General features: G+C 65.6%; 15 protein-coding genes and 2 pseudogenes. 9 read left to right on the top strand and 8 right to left on the bottom strand.

Going from position 1 to position 19487, the window contains the following annotated elements; all coding sequences use genetic code 11:
• Window positions 1-14 precede the first annotated feature (14 nt).
• From OKW52_RS05635 to OKW52_RS05650, 4 genes are all read left to right on the top strand, one after another.
• Window positions 15-1517, top strand: a complete 1503-nt coding sequence (locus OKW52_RS05635; RefSeq protein ID WP_264504848.1) for a class I adenylate-forming enzyme family protein — start codon at window positions 15-17, stop codon at window positions 1515-1517.
• 162 nt (window positions 1518-1679) lie between these two features.
• Window positions 1680-1985, top strand: coding sequence for a hypothetical protein (locus OKW52_RS05640; protein WP_264504849.1), 306 nt, complete (start codon window positions 1680-1682; stop codon window positions 1983-1985).
• A gap of 268 nt (window positions 1986-2253) precedes the next feature.
• Window positions 2254-3204: a J domain-containing protein gene (locus tag OKW52_RS05645; RefSeq protein ID WP_264504850.1), complete on the top strand. Its 951-nt coding sequence runs from the start codon at window positions 2254-2256 to the stop codon at window positions 3202-3204.
• Window positions 3201-3530, top strand: coding sequence for a chaperone modulator CbpM (locus OKW52_RS05650; protein ID WP_264504851.1), 330 nt, complete (start codon window positions 3201-3203; stop codon window positions 3528-3530). Before OKW52_RS05645 ends, OKW52_RS05650 begins: the two co-directional genes overlap by 4 nt.
• On the opposite strand, the gene OKW52_RS05655 is transcribed toward OKW52_RS05650, so the two are convergent.
• Window positions 3517-4500: a 2-dehydropantoate 2-reductase gene (locus OKW52_RS05655; RefSeq protein ID WP_264504852.1), complete on the bottom strand. Its 984-nt coding sequence runs from the start codon at window positions 4498-4500 to the stop codon at window positions 3517-3519. The two genes, OKW52_RS05650 and OKW52_RS05655, sit on opposite strands and share 14 nt — an antisense overlap.
• 74 nt (window positions 4501-4574) lie before the next feature.
• Between OKW52_RS05655 and dapF the strand changes: the two genes are divergently transcribed.
• Both dapF and mtaB read left to right on the top strand, forming a co-directional pair.
• The gene (gene dapF, locus OKW52_RS05660) at window positions 4575-5405 is read left to right on the top strand and encodes a diaminopimelate epimerase (protein WP_264504853.1); all 831 of its coding nucleotides are present in this window, start codon (window positions 4575-4577) and stop codon (window positions 5403-5405) included.
• On the top strand, window positions 5402-6658 hold the full coding sequence (gene mtaB, locus OKW52_RS05665; RefSeq protein ID WP_264504854.1) for a tRNA (N(6)-L-threonylcarbamoyladenosine(37)-C(2))-methylthiotransferase MtaB: 1257 nt from the start codon (window positions 5402-5404) through the stop codon (window positions 6656-6658). The genes dapF and mtaB overlap by 4 nt, the downstream gene beginning before the upstream one ends.
• Window positions 6659-6662: 4 nt before the next feature.
• On the opposite strand, the pseudogene OKW52_RS05670 reads toward mtaB, so the two are convergent.
• Window positions 6663-8554 (bottom strand): annotated as a pseudogene (locus tag OKW52_RS05670) (acyl-CoA synthetase).
• Between the two features lie 315 nt (window positions 8555-8869).
• Window positions 8870-10672, bottom strand: a complete 1803-nt coding sequence (locus OKW52_RS05675; protein ID WP_264504855.1) for an ABC transporter transmembrane domain-containing protein — start codon at window positions 10670-10672, stop codon at window positions 8870-8872.
• Window positions 10673-10947: 275 nt separating this feature from the next.
• Here OKW52_RS05675 and OKW52_RS05680 point away from each other — a divergent pair, with 275 nt between their 5' ends.
• Complete coding sequence (locus OKW52_RS05680; protein ID WP_264504856.1) at window positions 10948-12867, top strand: DUF4139 domain-containing protein; 1920 nt, start codon at window positions 10948-10950, stop codon at window positions 12865-12867.
• Window positions 12868-12922: 55 nt separating this feature from the next.
• Here the strand turns inward: OKW52_RS05680 and OKW52_RS05685 are convergent, their stop codons facing one another.
• The 4 genes and pseudogenes from OKW52_RS05685 to OKW52_RS05700 all read right to left on the bottom strand — a co-directional run bounded on the left by OKW52_RS05685 (window position 12923) and on the right by OKW52_RS05700 (window position 17422).
• Window positions 12923-13717 (bottom strand): DODA-type extradiol aromatic ring-opening family dioxygenase, encoded by a 795-nt coding sequence (locus OKW52_RS05685; RefSeq protein WP_264504857.1) that lies wholly within the window; start codon window positions 13715-13717, stop codon window positions 12923-12925.
• A gap of 370 nt (window positions 13718-14087) precedes the next feature.
• Window positions 14088-14714: pseudogene (locus OKW52_RS05690) on the bottom strand (RipA family octameric membrane protein); the annotation flags it as partial.
• A 572-nt stretch (window positions 14715-15286) separates the two neighbouring features.
• A complete protein-coding gene (locus OKW52_RS05695; protein ID WP_264504859.1) occupies window positions 15287-16408 on the bottom strand; it encodes a cobalamin-independent methionine synthase II family protein in 1122 nt (373 codons plus the stop codon).
• Window positions 16409-16735: 327 nt separating this feature from the next.
• Complete coding sequence (locus tag OKW52_RS05700; RefSeq protein WP_264504860.1) at window positions 16736-17422, bottom strand: helix-turn-helix transcriptional regulator; 687 nt, start codon at window positions 17420-17422, stop codon at window positions 16736-16738.
• A 96-nt stretch (window positions 17423-17518) separates the two neighbouring features.
• Between OKW52_RS05700 and OKW52_RS05705 the strand changes: the two genes are divergently transcribed.
• Window positions 17519-17938, top strand: a complete 420-nt coding sequence (locus OKW52_RS05705) for a DUF1761 domain-containing protein (protein WP_264504861.1) — start codon at window positions 17519-17521, stop codon at window positions 17936-17938.
• Window positions 17939-18004: 66 nt separating this feature from the next.
• Complete coding sequence (locus tag OKW52_RS05710) at window positions 18005-18517, top strand: YdeI/OmpD-associated family protein (protein WP_264504862.1); 513 nt, start codon at window positions 18005-18007, stop codon at window positions 18515-18517.
• Between the two features lie 94 nt (window positions 18518-18611).
• Here OKW52_RS05710 and OKW52_RS05715 read toward each other — a convergent pair whose 3' ends face one another.
• Window positions 18612-19442, bottom strand: a complete 831-nt coding sequence (locus OKW52_RS05715; protein ID WP_264504863.1) for a GNAT family N-acetyltransferase — start codon at window positions 19440-19442, stop codon at window positions 18612-18614.
• Between the last annotated feature and the right edge of the window lie 45 nt (window positions 19443-19487).

Below are 19487 nucleotides of genomic sequence, written 5' to 3' on the forward strand. Positions count from 1 at the left end.
CAGGGAGAGTGACGATGAATCTGGCGCACTGGTTGTGGCAACAGGCGCAGGCCCATCCGGGCCGCCCGGCACTGTATTCGGGCGACGCGCTGCTGAGCGATTACGCGGGGCTGGCGCAGCGGGTGCGGCAGCGGGCCGGAACGCTGGCGGCGCGGGGCGTCGCGCCCGGCGACCGGGTGGTGCTGTGGGCGGCGAATGATCCCGCGTATCTGGTGTCGCTTTATGCGCTGTGGTGGCTGGGCGCGGTCGCCGTGCCGGTCAACGCCAAGCTGCACCCGGTCGAGGCGCGCTGGATCGCTGACCACGCCGAGGCCGGGCTGGTCCTGACCGACCGGCGGGCGGACTGGCCTGCGGATTGGGTGGGCGACATCCTTGCGCTGAACGCGGTGGATGATCGCTCAGACAACGCGCCGCAGCGCCCCGTGCGGGTCGCGCCGGACGCTTTGGCGTGGTTGTTCTACACCTCAGGGACCACGGGCAAGCCCAAGGGCGTGATGCTCAGCCATGCAACGCTGGTGCAGATGACCCTGTGTTTCGCGACCGATGTCGAGCCGTTGAGCGCCGATGACCGCATGCTCTATGCCGCGCCGATGTCGCATGGTGCGGGGCTGTATGCGCTGGCTGCCGTGCGGGCCGGTGCTGGGCATGTGGTGCCCGAGTCTCGCGGGTTTGATGCGGGCGAAATCATGGATCTTGCCGCCAGGCACGGAAACCTGGTGCTGTTCGCGGCACCGACCATGGTCAAGCGGCTGGTGCAGGCGGCTGAGCCGCGTGGCTATCGCGGCGAGGGGATCAAGAGCATCATCTACGGCGGCGGGCCGATGTATGCGGCGGATATCGACGCCGCATTGCGGGCCTTTGGCCCGCGTTTCGCGCAGATCTACGGGCAAGGGGAATGCCCGATGACGATCACGGCGCTGCCCCGCGATCTGGTCGCCGACACGGATCACCCCGATGCCGCCCGGCGCAGGGTCTCGGTCGGTTACGCGCAAGCGGCGGTCGAGATTGCGATCATGGACCCCGCCGGGGACGAATGTGCCCCCGGCGAAACCGGCGAGATCTGCGTGCGTGGACCGCTGGTCATGTCGGGCTACTGGCGCAACCCGCAGGCCACCGCGCAGGCGATCCGCGACGGCTGGCTGTGGACCGGCGATCTGGGGCATCTGGACGCGGGCGGGTTCCTGTTTCTGACGGATCGTTCCAAGGATGTGATCATCTCGGGCGGGACCAACATCTACCCGCGAGAGGTCGAGGATGTGCTGCTGGAACACCCCGACCTGCGCGAGGTGTCGGTGATCGGGGCCTTTGACGACGATTGGGGCGAAGTGGTGGTGGCCTGCGTGGTCGCCAAGGGCCCGCTGCAAGCGGCTGATCTGGACGCGTTCTGCACGGCCCGGATGGCGCGGTTCAAACGGCCAAAGCGCTATCTGTTCCTGCCGGATCTGCCCAAGAACGCCTATGGCAAAGTTCTGAAGACAGAATTGCGCCAGATCGCGGGCGAGGCTGTTCGCGGCTAGCCCTTGGGGCGGGCCGGTCAGGGCTGCGCGCGTTTTCAGGGCGATCACCGGCCCGTCGCAGCCTGCGGGCACTATTTTGCGCAGAGCACGCAACCGAACGCTGCGGCGGGCGTTGGTACAGGCGACATGTGCTCGCACACCCCCCGGACTGGAGTTCAGATCATGATTGACGACACCCCGCAAAACGACACCGCCGCCGAGGTCGAAGAGATCAGCCAGCAACTGGCGTCCTTGCGTGAAGATCTGTCGGCGCTGGCCAAATCCATCACCGGAATCATCGGGCGCGGCGGCGAGAGCATGGCCGAAGAGCTTGCCGCCGGGCTGAACGACGCACGGCGCCAGGCCGAACACTCTGGCCGCTCGGTCGAGGCACGGCTGGAACGCTCGGTGCTTGCGCATCCGCTGCTGGCGGTGGGGCTGGCGGCTGCGGCTGGCGTGCTGCTCGGCGGATCGATGGCGCGGCGCTAAGGCGTTCGCCCGCCGCCTTCGCTGGCCTGACGCCGACACTGGCCCTTGATACGCTGGCCCCTGGTGACACTGGCCCCAGACGACACTGGCCCACAGTGGTTTCATCATGGGCCAGTGTCAGGACTTTCGTGCCTTCCTCGCGGTCCCTTTGCGCAATCAGGCCCTGTGGTTGCAGGGCCTTGACCTGGATCAGTGACGGCAGGCCCCCAGCCGTGGCATCCAGACGCAGGCAGCCCCCGGGATGCGGGGCGGACGCAAAGGAGCGGCGATGCTCAACGACCCCTATAAAGCGCTTGGCCTGAGCAAAACGGCCACGGCGGACGAGATCAAGAAGGCCTACCGCAAACTGGTGCGCACCAGCCATCCCGACCTGCACCCCGACGATCCGCAGGCGGAGGCGCGTTTCAAGGCGATTTCAGCGGCTTACGATGTGCTCAAAGACCCTGAGACCCGCGCGCGCTATGATGCCGGTGAGATCGACGGGCTGGGTGCCGAACAACCCAGACGGCAGTATTACCGCGACTTCGCCGGGGATGCCGAGAACCGCTACCAGCAGCGGCGCGGGGCAGGGCCTGAAGCCGACCCCGCCGATATCTTCGCCGAGATCCTGCGCAACCGCGCGCGGGGCGGGCAGGGGTTCGGCGGCGGCTTTGGCGAGCAGGGTTTCTCAGCCGCCGGGCAGGACGCGCGCTATGCGCTGGAGGTGCCGTTTCTGGACGCCGTACGCGGGGCGGAAACGCCGATCACCCTGCCGGATGGCAATGCGCTGTCCGTCAAGATCCCGGCGGGGACCGAGGATGGCCAGACCCTGCGCCTGCGCGGCAAGGGCATGCCCGGCTTTGGCGGCGGTCCCGCAGGCGACGCGCTGATCACCATTCGCGTACAGCCCCATGCCGTGTTCCGGCGCGAGGGTGACGATATCCTGCTGACCCTGCCGATCACGCTGGACGAGGCGATTCTGGGCGGCAAGGTCACCGCCCCCACCATCGCCGGGCCGGTCGGGCTGACCATCCCGCCCGGTGCCAGCTCGGGCCGGATCCTGCGCTTGCGGGGCCGGGGCGTGGCGCGCGCCGGGGGTAAGGCGGGCGACCAGAAGGTCGAGCTGAAGATCGTCGTGCCCACCGAGCCTGACGCCAGCCTGCGCGACTTCCTGAGCGAATGGCGCAAGACGCACAGCAGCGATCCCCGCGCCGATCTGATGAAAGGGGCCGGATCATGAGCGAGCGTTTTTCCGAAGGCGACGTGGTGATGAGCGTCACCCGCCTGACCCGACGCCAGCTGGTGCAGTTCATCGACACCGAACTGGTCAAACCCCAGCGCGACGGTGGGCGCTATGTGTTCCACCGCATCGACATCGCGCGGCTGGAGTTGTTGTGCGATCTGTCACAGGATCTGGATCTGGACGAGGCGGCGCTGGGCGTGGTGATCTCGCTGATCGACCAGCTGCACGCGGCGCGCGAGGATCTGGCCAAGATCGCCGGCGCGCTGGACGCCCTGCCGCCCGATGTGCGCGCCAGCATCGACGGTGCGCTCAAGCAGCGGTAATCGCCCTCAGCAGTTCGGTTGCTTCCCAGCGCCGGGGCGTCACCGCCGCATCGCGCACCAGCGCGGTCAGGCAGGCGTTGACCGGGGCCTCGCGGCACATCTGTGTGGCCAGCCGCCCCACCTCGCCGTTGATCGCGTCCAGCTCGGGCGCACGGCCCAGCGCCAGATCATCGGCCATGGACGAGCGTGCCAGCGGGTCGATCCTGAGCATGCTGCCTGCAATCGCGCGGAACATCGGATCGGGCAGGCGCAGGACTGACGGTATCCACGCGGCGGGCAGGGGCGAGAGTTTCGCCAGTGGTTGCCCGGCCTGCGCGCAGAGCGCCAGCAGTTCCGATTGCGCCAGCGCCAGACAGCGGCGGAAATCGCGCTGGGCCAGTTGGTCGCGCAGCGGAATGCCGGACAGCGCGTTGATGGCGTTGTTGAGGTTCAGCATCAGCTTGGCCCATAGCACCGGCCCGATATCGGCGTGGGTCTTCAGTGGCAGACCGGCACGGGCGAACAGATCCAGCGGCAGGCCGGGCGTGGCTTCCACATGCAGATCGCCCTGCGTGCCCTGATGGAACCGCCCCTCACCCTGCGCCGCGACGTTGAAGCCGACCATCCCCGCCAGCACCGGACGCTCCAGCCCGTCCGCCAGCACCCCGGCGTTGCGGATGCCGTTCTGAAAGCTGATCACCTGCGCACCCGTCGCCAGATGGGGCCGCAGCGCCCGGGCGGCGGCCTCGCTCCCCGGCGACTTGACGCAGACCAGCACCAGACCCGCCCCTGCCGCGCCCTCAGCCCCTTGGGCAAACGGCAGCGGATCACAGCGCACCGACCCGCCGCGATAGTCGCTCAACACCAGCCCCTGCGCCAGTTCGGCCCCGATCCGCGCGCGGCCGATCAGCACCACATCGCCCCCCGCCGCCGCCAGCCTGCCGCCGATATAGCAACCGACCGCCCCCGCTCCGAATACCGCAATCCTCATGCAAAAATCCCCTTTGCACGCACAGTATCAGGCCCCACTGGCAACGTCGCCCGTTTCCGCCTATATGCCCGCGCATGGATATGGCGACTCCCCCCAACCTGACGTTCCGTAAAATGCACGGGGCGGGCAATGATTTCGTGGTGATCGACTCGCGCGGGCGCGAGCCGGTGACGACGCCTGCGCTGGCGCGCGCCCTGGGCGACCGGCATCGCGGCGTGGGGTTTGACCAGTTGGCCGAGCTGCGCACCGGCGACGATGCCGATTTCATCCTCGATTTCTGGAACGCCGACGGCACAATGGCCGGGGCCTGCGGCAACGCGACCCGCTGCGTGGCGTGGCTGGTGATGGAAGAGACCGGGCGCGACGCGCTGACCATCCGCACCGCGCGCGGGTTGTTGCAGGCGCAGCGCCTTGACGGTCAGGTCTGGGTCAACATGGGCCTGCCGATGTTCGACTGGCAGTCGATCCCGCTGAATGCCCCGCAGGACGCCCTGCATCTGCCGCTGGCGGGCGATCCCGTCGGCGTCGGCATGGGCAACCCGCATTGCGTGTTTGTCGTGCCCGATGCCGAGGCCGTGGCGCTGGACAGCCTCGGCCCGCAGGTCGAGCATGACCCGATCTTCCCCGAACGCACAAATGTCGAATATATCAGCCTCCTCGGCCCCGACCGCCTGCGCATGCGGGTGTGGGAGCGCGGCACAGGCATCACGCTGGCCTGCGGCTCGGGCGCTTGCGCGGCGGCTGTGGCGGCGGTGGAGCGGGGGCTTACGGCCCGTCGCGTCGTGCTGGAACTGGACGGCGGCATCCTTGAGGCCGACTGGCGCGCGGATGGCGTCTGGCTGACCGGCCCCGTCGCCGATGTCTTCACCGCGACCCTGACCCCCGCCTTTCTGGCCGCCCTATGAACGCGCCGGTTTTCACCACGCTTGGCTGCCGTCTCAACGCGTACGAGACCGAGGCGATGAAAGACCTTGCCCAGCAGGCGGGCGTGGCGAATGCGCATGTGGTCAATACCTGCGCGGTGACGGCGGAAGCGGTGCGCAAGGCCCGGCAGGAAATCCGCAAGATCGCGCGCGAGAACCCCGGGGCCGCGATCATCGTCACCGGCTGCGCCGCGCAGACCGAGCCCGAGACCTTCGCCGCCATGCCCGAAGTGACGCGGGTGATCGGCAACCATGAGAAAATGCAGCCCGAGACCTGGGCGGGCCTTGCCCCCGATCTGATCGGGACGACCGAGCGCGTGCAGGTCGATGACATCCTGTCGGTGCAGGAAACGGCGGGCCATCTGATCGACGGTTTCGGCACCCGCGCGCGCGCCTATGTGCAGGTACAAAACGGGTGCGATCACCGCTGCACCTTCTGCATCATCCCCTACGGGCGCGGCAATTCCCGTTCGGTTCCGGCGGGCGTGGTGGTCGAGCAGATCAAACGGCTGGTCGGCGCGGGCTACAATGAGGTTGTGCTGACCGGGGTCGATCTGACCTCGTGGGGGGCCGATCTGCCCGCCACGCCAAAACTGGGCGATCTGGTGCGCCGCATCCTGAAACTGGTCCCCGACCTGCCGCGCCTGCGCATCTCGTCCATCGATTCAATCGAGGCGGACCCCGCCCTGATCGAGGCCATCGCCGCCGAGCCGCGCCTGATGCCCCACCTGCATCTGTCCCTGCAGGCGGGCGATGACATGATCCTCAAACGCATGAAACGCCGCCATTTGCGCGATGACGCGATCCGGTTCTGCGAGGACATGCGCAAGGCCCGCCCCGATCTGATCTATGGGGCCGACATCATCGCCGGTTTCCCGACCGAGACGGATGAGATGTTCGCCAACACGCTGGACATGGTGCGTGCCTGCGGGCTGACCTGGCTGCACGTCTTCCCCTACAGCCCGCGCAAGGGCACGCCCGCCGCGCGGATGCCGCAGGTGCTGAAGGCGGTGATCAAGGACCGCGCGGCGCAGCTGCGCGCCCTTGGCGATCAGCTGGCGCAGGCGCATCTGGCGCAGCAGGTGGGCCGCGAGCACCGCGTGCTGATGGAAAGCCCGCGCATGGGCCGGACCGAGCAGTTCACCGAAGTCAGCTTTGGAACCGACCAGCCCGTCGGGTCCATCGTGCCCGCGCGGATCGCCGGGCACGACGGGGCGCAGTTGCGCGCCGGTTAAGGGGTTACGCGCGGTCCCACGGGATCGTGTATTCGCCCATCAGGTTCGACAGCTTGTCCGCATCGACGCTGTCAGCGGCCCTGATCTTCGCCACCAGCCCGCGCTTCTTGTCCTCGACGACCTCAACGACCTCGGCCTCAAGCCCGGCGGTCTTCAAGGCCGCGTTGAACACCCGCGTGATCGCCATGCGCCGCAGATCGGGTTTGAACACCTTGCCCACGGCGGTCTTCGGCAACTCGTCCATCACCTCGACATGCTTGGGCACCGCCGCGCGCTCAGGGATGCGCTCGGCGGCGTGCTGCATCAGTTCCTTGGGGGTGACGGTCTTGCCACCAACCAGCTCGACATAGACGCAGGGCAGCTCGCCGGCCACCGCGTCCGGCTGACCGATCGCGCCCGCAAAGGCCACGGCGGGGTGGCTGAGCATGGCCTCTTCGATCATCGCCGGGTCGATGTTGTGCCCGCCGCGGATGATCAGATCCTTGGCCCGCCCGGTGATCCACAGATACCCGTCGGCGTCCAGCCGCCCCAGATCGCCGGTGCGCAGCCAGCTGCCATCGGCGTAAAGGCCCTTGTTCTTGTCGGTCTCGGTATAGGTCGAACCGGGGATCACGCCGGGGTTCGAAATGCAGATCTCGCCGACCTCATCCACCGCGCATTCCTTGGACACGCCGCCATCGGCCCCGTGATGCAGGATGCGTACATTGGTATAGGGGAAGGGGATGCCGACCGAGCCGACCTTCTTGTCGCCCTTGGGCGGGTTGGCTGACACCAGACAGGTCGCCTCGGTCAGGCCGTAGCCTTCAAGGATCGACACGCCGGTCGCCTGCTCGAAGCGCTTGTACAGCTCTACCGGCAGCGCCGCCGAACCCGAGAACCCGCCCTGCAGCGACGAGATATCGGCATTCACCGGGCGCTGCATCAGCGCGGACACCGCCGTCGGTACGGTGAAGATGAAGGTGACCTTCCAACGCTCGACCAGCTTCCAGAAATTGTCGAACACCCCGTCGCCGCGATAGCCCGCAGGGGTGGGGAAGACCACATGCGCGCCCGAGGTGATGGCGCTCATCATCACCGGATAGGCGGCAAAGACGTGGAACATCGGCAACGGACACAGGATGATGTCCTGCTCGGTAAACAGCAGCTCCCCCCGACCCAGCCGTTATAGATCAGGCCCGAGAACTTGTGCTGCGCCACCTTGGGCGTGCCGGTGGTGCCGCCGGTGTGGAAGTAGCAACACACCCGGTCGCCGCCCTTTTGCTCAAAACTCAGCGTGGCAGGCTGGCGGTCCAGCGAGGGGCCGAAACGGTGAATGCGGGCGGAATGGCGCACCGGATTCTTGGGCCGGATCAGCGGCACAAGCAGCTTCTTGACGCCGGTCAGATAGCGGTTCAGGTCGATCTCGACCACATGCTTGACGTCGGGCGCATGCGCCACCGCCTCGGCCACCTTCTGCGCGATATCCACCTTGGGAAAGGCGCGCAGGGTGACGACGACCTTGGCCTTGGTCTCGCGCAGGATGCCGGCGATCTTTTCGGGCTCCAAGAGCGGGTTGATCGGGTTGACGATCCCCGCCGTCATCGCGCCAAACAGCGTGATCGCGGATTCGTTGATGGTCGGCAGGATATAGGCAACCGTGTCGCCCTCACCCACGCCGAGGCTGCGAAAGAAATTCGCCGCCTGCGTCACGCGGGTGTGGAATTCGTTCCAGCTGAGCGTCTCGGCCTTCGCCCCGTCGTCGGAAAACATCTGAAACGACAGCGCGTCGCGGCTGCCGAAAGACTGGCGGGTCTGGCTGAGCAGATCGTAGACGGTGACCGGCACATCCCGCTCGACCCACGGCATTTCGGCTTCAATAGCCTTGGTGTCGGCAACACTGGCAAAGGGGCGCGTCATGGTTTCCTCCCTGGCGCGAGTTCTTGGGTACTCTCTGAGAAGATGGGCATTTTTGCGCGCCGATGCAATCGTGACGCCGCCCTGCCGTTGCGTCCCGCCTCTTTGCTCTGAAAATATCCCCGGGGGTGAAGACGGGCCCGACGCAGGAGGGGCCGGCGAGGGGGCTGGAAGCCCCCTGCCTGGCGGCGCGGGGCCGCAAGGCCGCGCGCCGCCGTGGGTCGCGTGAGGGCTAAAGCCTGCAGGGCTTTCGGCCGAGGGCGAAACCCCTCACCCGTCGATGCCCTCACCCGTCGATGCCCTCACCCGTCGATGCCCTCAGCCTTCGATGGTGGCGAAATCCGCAGCGCCGTCGGTGAACTGCAATCGTGCCAGCCGGGCGTAAAGCCCGCCTTGGGCGACCAGCTCGGCATGGGTGCCCTCGGCCTCGATCTTGCCGTTCTGGAACACCACGATCCGGTCTGCCTTGCGTACCGTGGCCAACCGGTGCGCGACCACGATGGTCGTGCGCCCCTGCGACAGCCGCTCGACCGCGCTCTGCACCAGCCGCTCGCTTTCGGCGTCCAGCGCCGAGGTCGCCTCGTCCAGCAACAGCACCGGCGCGTCGCGCAGGATGGCGCGGGCGATGGCGATGCGTTGTTTCTGCCCACCCGACAGCATCACGCCGCGTTCGCCCAGCTGGGTGTCATACCCCTCGGGCAGCGCGGCGATGAAGTCATGCGCGGCGGCGGCTTTGGCGGCCTCGTCGATTTCGGCGTCGGTGGCGCTCAGGCGGCCAAAGCGGATGTTCTCGCGCGCCGAGGTGGCAAAGATCACCGGGTCCTGCGGCACCAGCGCCATCGCGCCGCGCAGATCGGCGCGGGTCAGGTCGCGCAGGTCGATGCCGTCCAGCGTGATCGCCCCCTGCTGCGGGTCATAAAACCGCATCATCATCTGGATGATCGTCGATTTCCCGGCACCTGAAGGACCGACCAGCGCCACCGTCTCACCCGGCTTGACCGACAGCGAGATCCCGTCCAGCGCCGATTGCTTCGGGCGCGAGGGATAGTTGAAGCGCACGTTCTCGAAGGCCACGGCGCCGCGCACCGGCGCGGGCAGCGCGACCGGCTTCTCGGGGTCCAGCACCGTATCGATGACGCCCAGCAGCTCGACCAGCCGCTCGGTCGCCCCCGCCGCGCGTTGCAGCTCGCCCCAGATTTCCGACAGCGCGCCGACCGCACCTGCGACCAGCACCGAATAGATCACGAACTGCACCAGCTCGCCGATCGACATCGTGCCCGCGCGCACGTCCAGCGCACCGATCCACAGCACGCCGACGATGCCCGAAAACACCAGCATGATGATCAGGAAGGTCATGATCGCGCGAGTCATCGTGCGCGTCATGGCGACGTCGAAGCTTTTCTCGGTGACCGTGTCGAAGCCTTGGATCGAGCGTGGCTCATGGGTAAAGGCCTGCACCGTCTGCGCCGCCCCCAGCGCCTCGGACGCGGTGCCCGACGACGCGGCGATCCAGTCCTGGTTTTGCCGCGACAGCGTGCGCATCCGGCGGCCCAGCACGATGATCGGCACCACCACCGCAGGCACCAGCAGCAGCACCAGACCGGTCAGCTTGGCCGATGTCAGCCCCAGCAGGGCAAGGCCGCCGACCAGCATCAACAGGTTGCGCAGGGCGATGGACATGGACGAGCCGACGATGGACTGGATCAGCGTCGTGTCGGTGGTGATGCGCGACAGCACCTCGCCCGACATGATCTTTTCAAAAAACGCCGGTGACATGCCGATCACGCGGGCGAACAGCGCCTTGCGCAGATCGGCCACCACGCGCTCGCCCAGCCGCGTCACCATGTAATAGCGCGCCGCACTGCCGGTCGCGAGCAGCGCCGCCAGCCCCAAGGCCGCCACGAAATACTCATTGAGCAGCACCAGATCGCCGCCGCTGAACCCGTCGACCACCCGGCGCACCGCCAGCGGCAGCGCCAGCGAGATCCCGGCGGTGATCACCAGCGCCAGAAACGCGCTGATCAGCAAGACACGGTAAGGTCTGAGATAGGGCCACAGCCCGGACAGCGCCCCGATCCGGCGCGACACCGCACGGGTCTCGGTCTGCGAAACGTCGGTCATGGCGTGCCTTTCCTGAAGCTGTGCGCCTTCGCATGTAGGCAACGCAGGCCCATTGAGCAAGCGACAGCCTGACGCGGGGTGTCTATGTGTGTCCCAAGGGCTGGGGCCAAGCGGTCGATCACGCGCCCGAGGGTGCCCGCCAGCACCGCAGCCCCGGACGGTCTGCGCGCCTTTCCGCGCGATCACGCGGCGCTGCCACATTGGTGATCGCCGCACACTTGTCGGTTGATTGGCGCAAAGGCATTCTGCAGCTTTCCCCACCCGGAGTTCTAGTCATGACATTTCCCCTGATCCGCCTGCGTCGCGCGATGATTTTGTCGCTCAGCGGGCTGGCCCTGGCGCTGCCGCTGGCTGCCGAAACGGCCATCCATGCGGTCACCCTGTCCACTGCTGGCCTCGCCATGATCGAAGCGGAAGGCCAGCTGGGCACCGAGCCGATCCGCTTGTCCGTCGCCCGCGACGACATCGACGATTTCCTCAAAAGCCTGTGGGTGCTGGACCCGGCAGGTGCTGTGCCCTTTGTCACCATGACCGGCCCCGGTTCGTTCGAGGATGCCTTTGCGCATTTCCCCTTTGGCCCGCAGGATGTGACCGACCCGGCCCGCCTGATGTCCACCATGGTCGGCGCACCGCTGGTGGTCGAGCGGAGGGGCGAGACGTGGCAGGGGCTGAACATGGGCGTCACCCAGCGCCCCTGCGAGCACGGGCCCTGCAATGTGCTGAACCTTCAGGGCGAGGACGGCGTGATGCACAGCTACGTCATGGATGACGCGCTGGGTGTCCGCTTTGCCGATGCCGCCGATCAGGCCACGCTGACCGACGCCCTGCGCGCCTGGCGCGGTGCCGCCAACCCGCGCCGGGTGGAGCTGACGCTGGACAGCGACAACGAGACCCCGCGCGATGTCGGGATGGTCTATCTGCAAAACGCCCCGCTCTGGCGCACCGCCTGGCGCGCCGTTGACACGCCCGAGGGCATCCGCCTGATCGGCTGGGCCGTGGTCGAGAATACCACCGGCATCGACTGGGATGACATCGAGCTGACGCTGGCCACCGGCTCGGTTCGCGCAATCTCGGCCCGCCTGTACGAGCGCCGCTATGCCGAGCGCGAAGAGGCCGCGATGGACGGCCGCAGCGCGCCGGTGCCGGCGACGGCCATGTTCCGTGGCGCGATAGGCGCGATGGCCGAAAGCGTCCCGGCCCCCGCCCCGATGGCGATGGCCGACAGCGCCGCCTCGATCGGGATCACCGCCGATGATGGCGACAGCTTCAGCCGCTTCACGCTGGATACGCCGGTAACGCTGGCCGCAGGCCAGATGATGAGCGTGCCGTTCCTGTCGGAGCTCCTCACCGATGCCCGCCTGACGCTCTATCGCGGCGGCTCGGGCCAGTTGCACCCGGTGATCGCCCTGTCGCTGGAAAATCCGCTGCCCCTGCGCCTGCCTGCCGGTGTGCTGACCCTCTATGAGGACGGGCGCGGCCATGCCGGTGATGCGATGATCCCCGAAATGGCCCCCGGCGCGACCGAGGTTGTCGATTTCGCCCGCGACACGGCGGTCGAGGTGCGCGAGGACCGCGCCAACACCGAAACCGTGCGCGAGATGCGGCTGGCCAACGGGTTGCTCTACGTGACCGAGGATCTGGAACGCCGCGTCACCTACCGGATCGAGGGCGCGCCGCAGGCCGACCGCGAGATCACCATCGACCACCCGCGCAACGCCGACTGGACCGTCTCCAGCACCACCGGGGCCGAGGAACGCCCCGATGCCTGGCGCTGGGTCGTGCCGGTTGCGGCCGCGGAAAGCGCCAGCCTTGTGGTGACCGAGCGCCAGCCGCGCATCCGCCGTGTCGGGTTGATGGACATCGATCTGGGCACGCTGGCCTACTGGCAGGGCCGCACGCTGGACCCGCAGGTCCGCGCGACGCTGGAACAGCTGGCCGATCTGCGCCGCCAGATCAGCGACACCGAGGTCGAGCAGCGCCGTCTGGCCAACGACACGCAGACGCTGGAGCGCGAGCAGTCGCGGCTGGTCAACCTGATCGTGCAGCTGGGCGATGACAGTCAGGCCAACCGCGAGCGCCGCGCCCGCGTCGATGCGATCGACGGCCAGATCGCCGACGCGCAGGCGGCGTCCGAAGCGGCAGCGCAGCGGATCACCGAGCTGCGGGCCGAGATTGCCGCGCTGATCGGCGGCTGACAGAACAAGGCGGCCATCCGGGTTTCGGGTGGCCGCGCTCTTTTCCGCTCAGGCGTCAGCCGAACTGATAGCTCGACGCGGTGACGCCGCCCATCAGGCCGACATCGTGATAGATCCGGGTCGCAGCCTCGCCCTCAGCCGCGCCCAGGGCGGCGAAGATCGGCACAAAGTGATCCTCCTCCTTGTGGCACACGCGGGCATAGGGCGCGCTTTCCCAGTCGAGCAGGCTTTGCGTGCGCGCCTCGGGCGCTTCCTGCAGCGCCTCGTCCAGCCAGGCGTCGAACGCCTCGGACGGCACCTTGGCCCCCGGCCCGAAAAGACGCAGGTTGTGATAGCTCAGCCCCGAGCCGACGATCATCACCCCTTCATCCCGCAAAGGGGCCAGCGCGCGGCCCATGGCGAGGTGTTCGGCGGGGGAATAGTTCCGGTTCAGCGAGATCTGGTAGACCGGCACATTCGCTTCGGGGAACATGATGTAGAGCGGCACGAAGGTGCCGTGATCATAGCCTTGCACGGTGTCCAGATGGGTCGGCAGACCGGCAGCGGCCAGCAGATCGCGGGTCCGCGCGGCGATGTCGGGCGCGCCGGGGGCGGGGTAGGTGATCTTGTAGGTCTCCGGCGGGAAGCCCGAGTAATCATAGACCATCGGCGGGTTGGGATGCGCCATCACGGCGAAATCGTCGCCCTCCCAATGGCCCGAGATCGACAGGACCGCCCTGGGGAGTTCCGGCAGATCGGCGACCATCTTCTTGAGCGAGGCCTCCAGATTGACGAATTGCGCGCGCATCTGCGGGATCCACGGCCAGGGTCCGCCGCCGTGCGAGATGAAATAGGTGGGAAGACGGGTCATGTCGGGGCCTCCTTGAGGGAACTGACCCTTGATATGGACGACCGGGGCCCCGCTGAGAAGCCACATCGGCGCACAGGGAGTGTGCGGTTGGGGACTGTCCCACGATGGGACAGGCAAGTGGGGTGAGGGATTTCAGGGGGTTAGGGGGAGGGGTTAGGGATTTGGTAAGGGGTTGGGGGGATTCGGCCCAACCTGCCGTTCTTAGGTCACGCAGTGGCTAGAGACCGCCAGCCCGAGCCAGCCTCAACTCAGAATCCCAACGTATGATAGCAGGCTCCCGCCCGAGCATACCATTTCGGTCAGGATACTGACCATTGGCTGTCATATTTCCTGGTATTGCTAGTGGCTATATCGCCCTTCCAAGCACGGCTTACGTCGACCTTGGCTTATTGCGAATGACCACTATCGTTTCATCGCTATCCTCTTGAGGGCGCCGGCTCATTGGTTCGCCAAATTTGGTCATCCGTAGATTGGAGTCGAAATAGTAAGCGAGAAAAATCAGTGCAGAGAGTCCAGGTAGTACAATTGTAACCAACGAATTCGGTCCAAAAAATATCGCTACCGAAGTTGCGCCAATAAGTATCCACATTAATAGCGTAAATCCCGCCATAAGCTCGTTTATTTTTGAAACACTATAGGGCGCTTCATATTTAGGCACGGGATATGTCTTGTAAATAGCGCCTGAAATTCTATCCTCAATGAAATCAACGTGGCGCTCCCAGTTATTTTGCCAAAACTTTGCTCCGCGAAGAAGAAGAAGCCAAGCAAAGGCCGTAAACACCCCAAAGCACCAAATGGCAACGATAACCACTGATCTAACCCAAACGAGATGGCAATGTCCGCTTGTTTGAGGTGCAATCGGAAGACATTCTTCATTCAAGGGACCTGTCGATAAAATGACAGCCAAACCTGCTAAAGCGGCGCCTTGCAGAGTCCAAAGGTATGCGCTTCTACGCCAATACATTTCGATCTCAAATTTTCGGATGTCGTGAACCTTATCATATGCCTCACGTAGCTTTTTTTCTCTTCGGGATCATTGCTATCGGGGTTTATGCCCAGTGCGTCAAAGTATTTATCCTGCGACATATTGTCTCCTTATGAACTAGATCGATCCACAACGTGCGAACCCTAAAGTTGTCAAGAAAGCTACAACGACAACTTCTAGGTGCGCGCTCGGCTAATAGGCCACATTAGATACTCTGAGCGCTTATGGGTTGACGGCCAGCCAATTCTATTGAGGCTAGAAAGGAATAGGGTATTTGGTTGGAAGTGTATTGCAATTATCCGATACAAGTAAGTAATTAAATTTCCGTTTCCGAGAAGAAGCCTGACTTTGCAAACTATGCTTTCTGCCCATATTGGAGGTCGGCGCAAGTCGCAGCTAAAGTCCGCTAGCTTCCCTTTGCGGATTCTTCATCCCTTAGCCGACGCTCTCGCCCGACCAGTGTTGCCCACGCCTCGCTCGCTGTCGGCCGAACACCAGAAATGTCGCCGGGACCGGTTTATGCGACTAAAAAATTGCCTGCCGGTCTGCTGCGGCGGCGGGTGGTAACCCCGCCGCCCAAATAATTAAGCCGACGCCAGATCCGCCCCGATCCGCAGGTTTCTGAGCTTTTTCCACGTCACCTCGGGGTCGATCTTGCCATACCCGGCGAAGGTACCAAAGCCGCAGTCGGTGCTGGCGATGACGCGGTCCTGACCGACGATGTCGATAAAGCGTTGCAGGCGTTGGGCGATCAGGCGGGGGTGTTCGACGTAGTTCGAGCAGGTGTCGATCACGCCGGGTGCGAGGATCTTGTCGTCCGGAATGTCGGCGTCGCGCCAGACGGTCCATTCGTGCTCGTGGCAGGGGTTGGCGCTCTCGAACAGCACGGTGTTGGGGCGGGCCGAGAGCACCACGTCGATCACCGCCTCGAGCGGGATGTCGTGGTCATGCGGTCCCTCGTAGTTGCCCCAGCACAGGTGCATGCGCATGCGGTCGGCGGGCAGGCCCTCGGTCGCGGCGTTCAGGGCCTCGACATTGGCGGCGGCGATCTTGACGAACTCGTCCTGCGACATGTCCTGATAGCCGGTATGGGCGGACATGGCGAGGTCGGGGCAGTCGAACTGGATGTCGAGGCCGGCGTCGAGGATCGCCTCATACTCGGGGCGCATCGCGGTGACGAGGGCGTCGAGATAGGCCTCGTGGCTGGGGTAGTAGCGGTTCACCTGAAAGGCGGTGATCAGGCCCGGCGAGGCGGCGTTCATGAAGGCGCGGGTGCCCGAGCCGTCGGCGGCCAGCGCGGTCTTGAAGCGGCGGATGTCGTCGAGGGCGGGCTGCAGGTTGACCAGCTTGACCTCACCGATGCAGGACGCACGGGTGAATTCCTGACTGCCCATGATGGCGCTGAGCTTCTTGGCCAGCGCAGGGTGGGCGGCCATGTCCTTGGCCGGTTTGCGGTCGATATGGCCGCCAAAACCGCTGAGGCGTTCCTGCATGTAGGTGGAGTAGCCGACCTTGCCCAGCTCGCCGTCCGAGATGATCGAGACCCCGGCGTCGCGCTGGTGTTTGATCGCGTCGGCGATGGCGGCTTCAACCGCGGCTTCGAAGGCGGCGGGATCGTAGGCCTCGCCCTTGTCCTTGGCGATCAGCAGGGCCGAGAGGGCATCGCCGCGGGGCAGGCTGCCGACATGGGTGGTTTCGATGGTCATGAGGGGGTTCCGGTTTGGTCAAGGGGATGCGTTGGGCGCATTTGATCACTGGGGGGCGGAAAAACAACTGGGGATTGGTCGGCGCGGGGCGTGTCCCCTGATGGGACAGGGAGGTGGAGTAAGGGATTTCAGCGGCTTAGGGGGAGGGGTTAAGGATTTGGCAAGGGGTTCGCGGGGCGAGGGCAAAGCGAGGCCAGCGTGTCAGGAAAGGGGCCGGAGCGGGCACTGACGCTGCGCGCCCGCGACGGGTCGCACGGAGTGCTGGCAAGACAGCCGGACAAACAGGGGCGGCACGGAACGCTTAGCGGGCAGCACCTGGCGCGGGTCTTAGCCGCCTGCCGCCCGCCATGCCAACCACCGCTTGTGCAGCTCGCCTTTGCGCAGGCCATTGGATTCGTCGAGCACTGTGCCCGAAACCAGCCTGTCCGTCAGGAAGTAACGGAAATCGTTGCGCAATTCGCACCACGCCACGATCACCCTGCTTGCCTCGCCGTAGCCAAGGACGACCGGCCAGACCGTGCGCTCGGTCTCGCGACCCTCAGCCGACCGGTAGCGCAGATGCAGTTTTCGCCCGTCACGGATCGCCTGCCGCAAAATGGCAGGGTCGATCGGCTCAAACGGCTGAATGCGTGGCGGTGGGGTGCCTACAGTCGGTTCGACGATAAAGGGGCGCAGGGTTTCGGGAACCACCATCGTGATCTTGGCAATGAGATCCCGTGCGGCCCTCGCCAGTGTTGGATCGCCTCTGCCGGCGACCCATTGCGCGCCAAGCACGACCGCTTCGATTTCGTCCGGTGTCAGCATCAGCGGCGGCATGTCGTAATCGGCATCGAGCAGGAACCCGTATCCCGCCTCGCCAACGATGGGGACGCGCTGGCCGACAAGAACCGCAATGTCGCGGTAGACGGTGCGGCGCGACACTTCGAGTTCCTCGGCAATACGCGCGGCGGTGACCGGCTGGGTCGAGCGGCGCAGGATCTGGATGATCTGAAAGAGGCGGTCGGCGGGGCGCATGGCTGATGACTCCTGTTGCCATGATGCTGGCAACAGGCCTGTGTCACAAGCGGCTAACCGCAGCAATCGCGGTGCACCAACAGCCAAGGAAACACCATGATCTCGACCGCCATCGCAGCCATCAACCTCTGGGGGGTTCTGGCCGCTGCCGCCTTTGCCTTTGTCTTTGGTGGCGTCTATTTCGGGATGCTGACGCCGAAACGCTATGCGGTCGCGATGGGGCGCGCGGGCGAGCCCGCTGCAAGCCCCTCGCCCTTGTTCATCGTCGGGCCGTTTGTGTGCAATGTCGTGATGATCATCGCGACGGCCATTCTGGTGCAGGCGACGGGCACCGCGACATTTGCCCAGGCGGTCGTTCTGGGGCTTGTGGTCGCAATCGGCTATCTGCTGCCGATGTGCATGATGATCGCGATCAACCCGAACTTTCCCAAGCCGTTCTATTACACGGCGTTGAACGCACCCTATTTGCTGATCAGCGGGATGATGTACGCGGTCATCCTGACGCTGATGGCGTGACGCGGAATGGTGGAAATTACGTCAGAACCCCGTTGCTTTGCTTCGGCGGCAGAGCTGGACGCGTGGTTGGCACAGCACCACGGCACGGCGGCTGACCTTTGGGTTCGCCTTTGGAAGAAAACCAGCGGAATCCAAGGGATTTCGCGCGAGGAGTGTATCGTCAACGCCCTTGCGTGGGGATGGATCGACGGCATCGGCAAATCCTTTGATGACCTGTCCTACGTCGTCCGGCTGACCCCCAGGCGGCCCCGGTCGGACTGGTCGCAGCGCAATTGCGTCTTTGCCGAGCGCCTGATCAGCGAGGGTCACATGCGCCCACCCGGGCAGGCGCAGGTCGATGCTGCGCGGGCGGACGGCCGGTGGGCGCGGGCCTATGCCGGATCGGCGTCCATGCAGATGCCCGCCGATTTTACCGCAGCACTGGCAGCAGATCCGGCGGCAGCTGAAAGTTTTGGCCCCTTGAGCAGGGCGCGCATGTTCGCAATTTACCTCAGGCTTCAGCGGATCAAACGCCCAGAGAACAGGGCGCGTGCCATCCGGCAGATCATCGCGGAACTGGCGGATCGGCAGGGGCCGTAAGTCGCCCTGACCGGGACGCTGGCGACTGCTGTGCGGGGCATCGCATCCCGCCGCCCGTGGCGGGTTTGGTCTTTCCACAGCGCAGCGCGTCGGGTCAGCCAAGCTCCATGGTCGCTATCGCCTGAAACCGGGCCGGATCGGTTGCAGGTTCAGCCCCGCTGAACATTCTGGCGGTTTCAAATGTTGCCTCAAAACCGAGCGACGTGAGCATCGTAGCAAGGGGTGCGTCGGGGTTCAGGACATCGACAAAGCAGGGCTCACCGGCGGTGGCGAAGGGATTGGCGGCCAGAAGCGCGCGTGCGTCAGTGGCGGATCGTGCGTAAACCGGACCGATCTTGCTGCCCAGCCGGCAGCGGCGGAAGGTGGCGAACCCGGCGATCTCCGCGCCATCCCTCAACACCCGAGTCTGCCGCGTCGGTGACGGGCCAAACCAGCCAGTGGCAAACGCGGTGCGGGTTATGCCGCATGCCCGCGCGTCAAAGGCTACCAAGGCCGCGCTATCGCCCGGTGACGCCGGGTGGATACGTGGGTCCGCGATCGGGGTGATGTGGCCCTCGTACCGGATGGTGGCGCCCGTTTTGACAAAGCCCGACCGGGCATAGTTTTCCTGCTGGTCTGGCACCCCGTCCAATCCGATGCTGCGGGTTCCCGCATGGGCAATCCCGGCGCGCCAAACCTCGATCCCATGTCCCCGGCCCCGAAACGCAGGCTTGCAAAGATAGAGGCCAAGAAAGGCAAAACCGGGATCATGATTGACGACCGAGATCGCGGCGATGGGTTCCCCGGCGATTTCCTTGATCAGAAAGCCCGTCGGATCGGCCGCATGGAACGCCTTTGCGTCGTCCAGTCCGGGGTTCCAACCCTCAACAGCGGCCCAAGCCAGCACAAGCTCCAGATCCTCAGGGGTCATCGCACGGATGGTCATATGACGAGAGCGTCCTTCACGTTAGCCTTGCCGCAGGGCCCCTGA

Origin of the sequence: Pararhodobacter zhoushanensis (genome assembly GCF_025949695.1) — a bacterium.
Taxonomy (GTDB): domain Bacteria; phylum Pseudomonadota; class Alphaproteobacteria; order Rhodobacterales; family Rhodobacteraceae; genus Pararhodobacter; species Pararhodobacter zhoushanensis_A.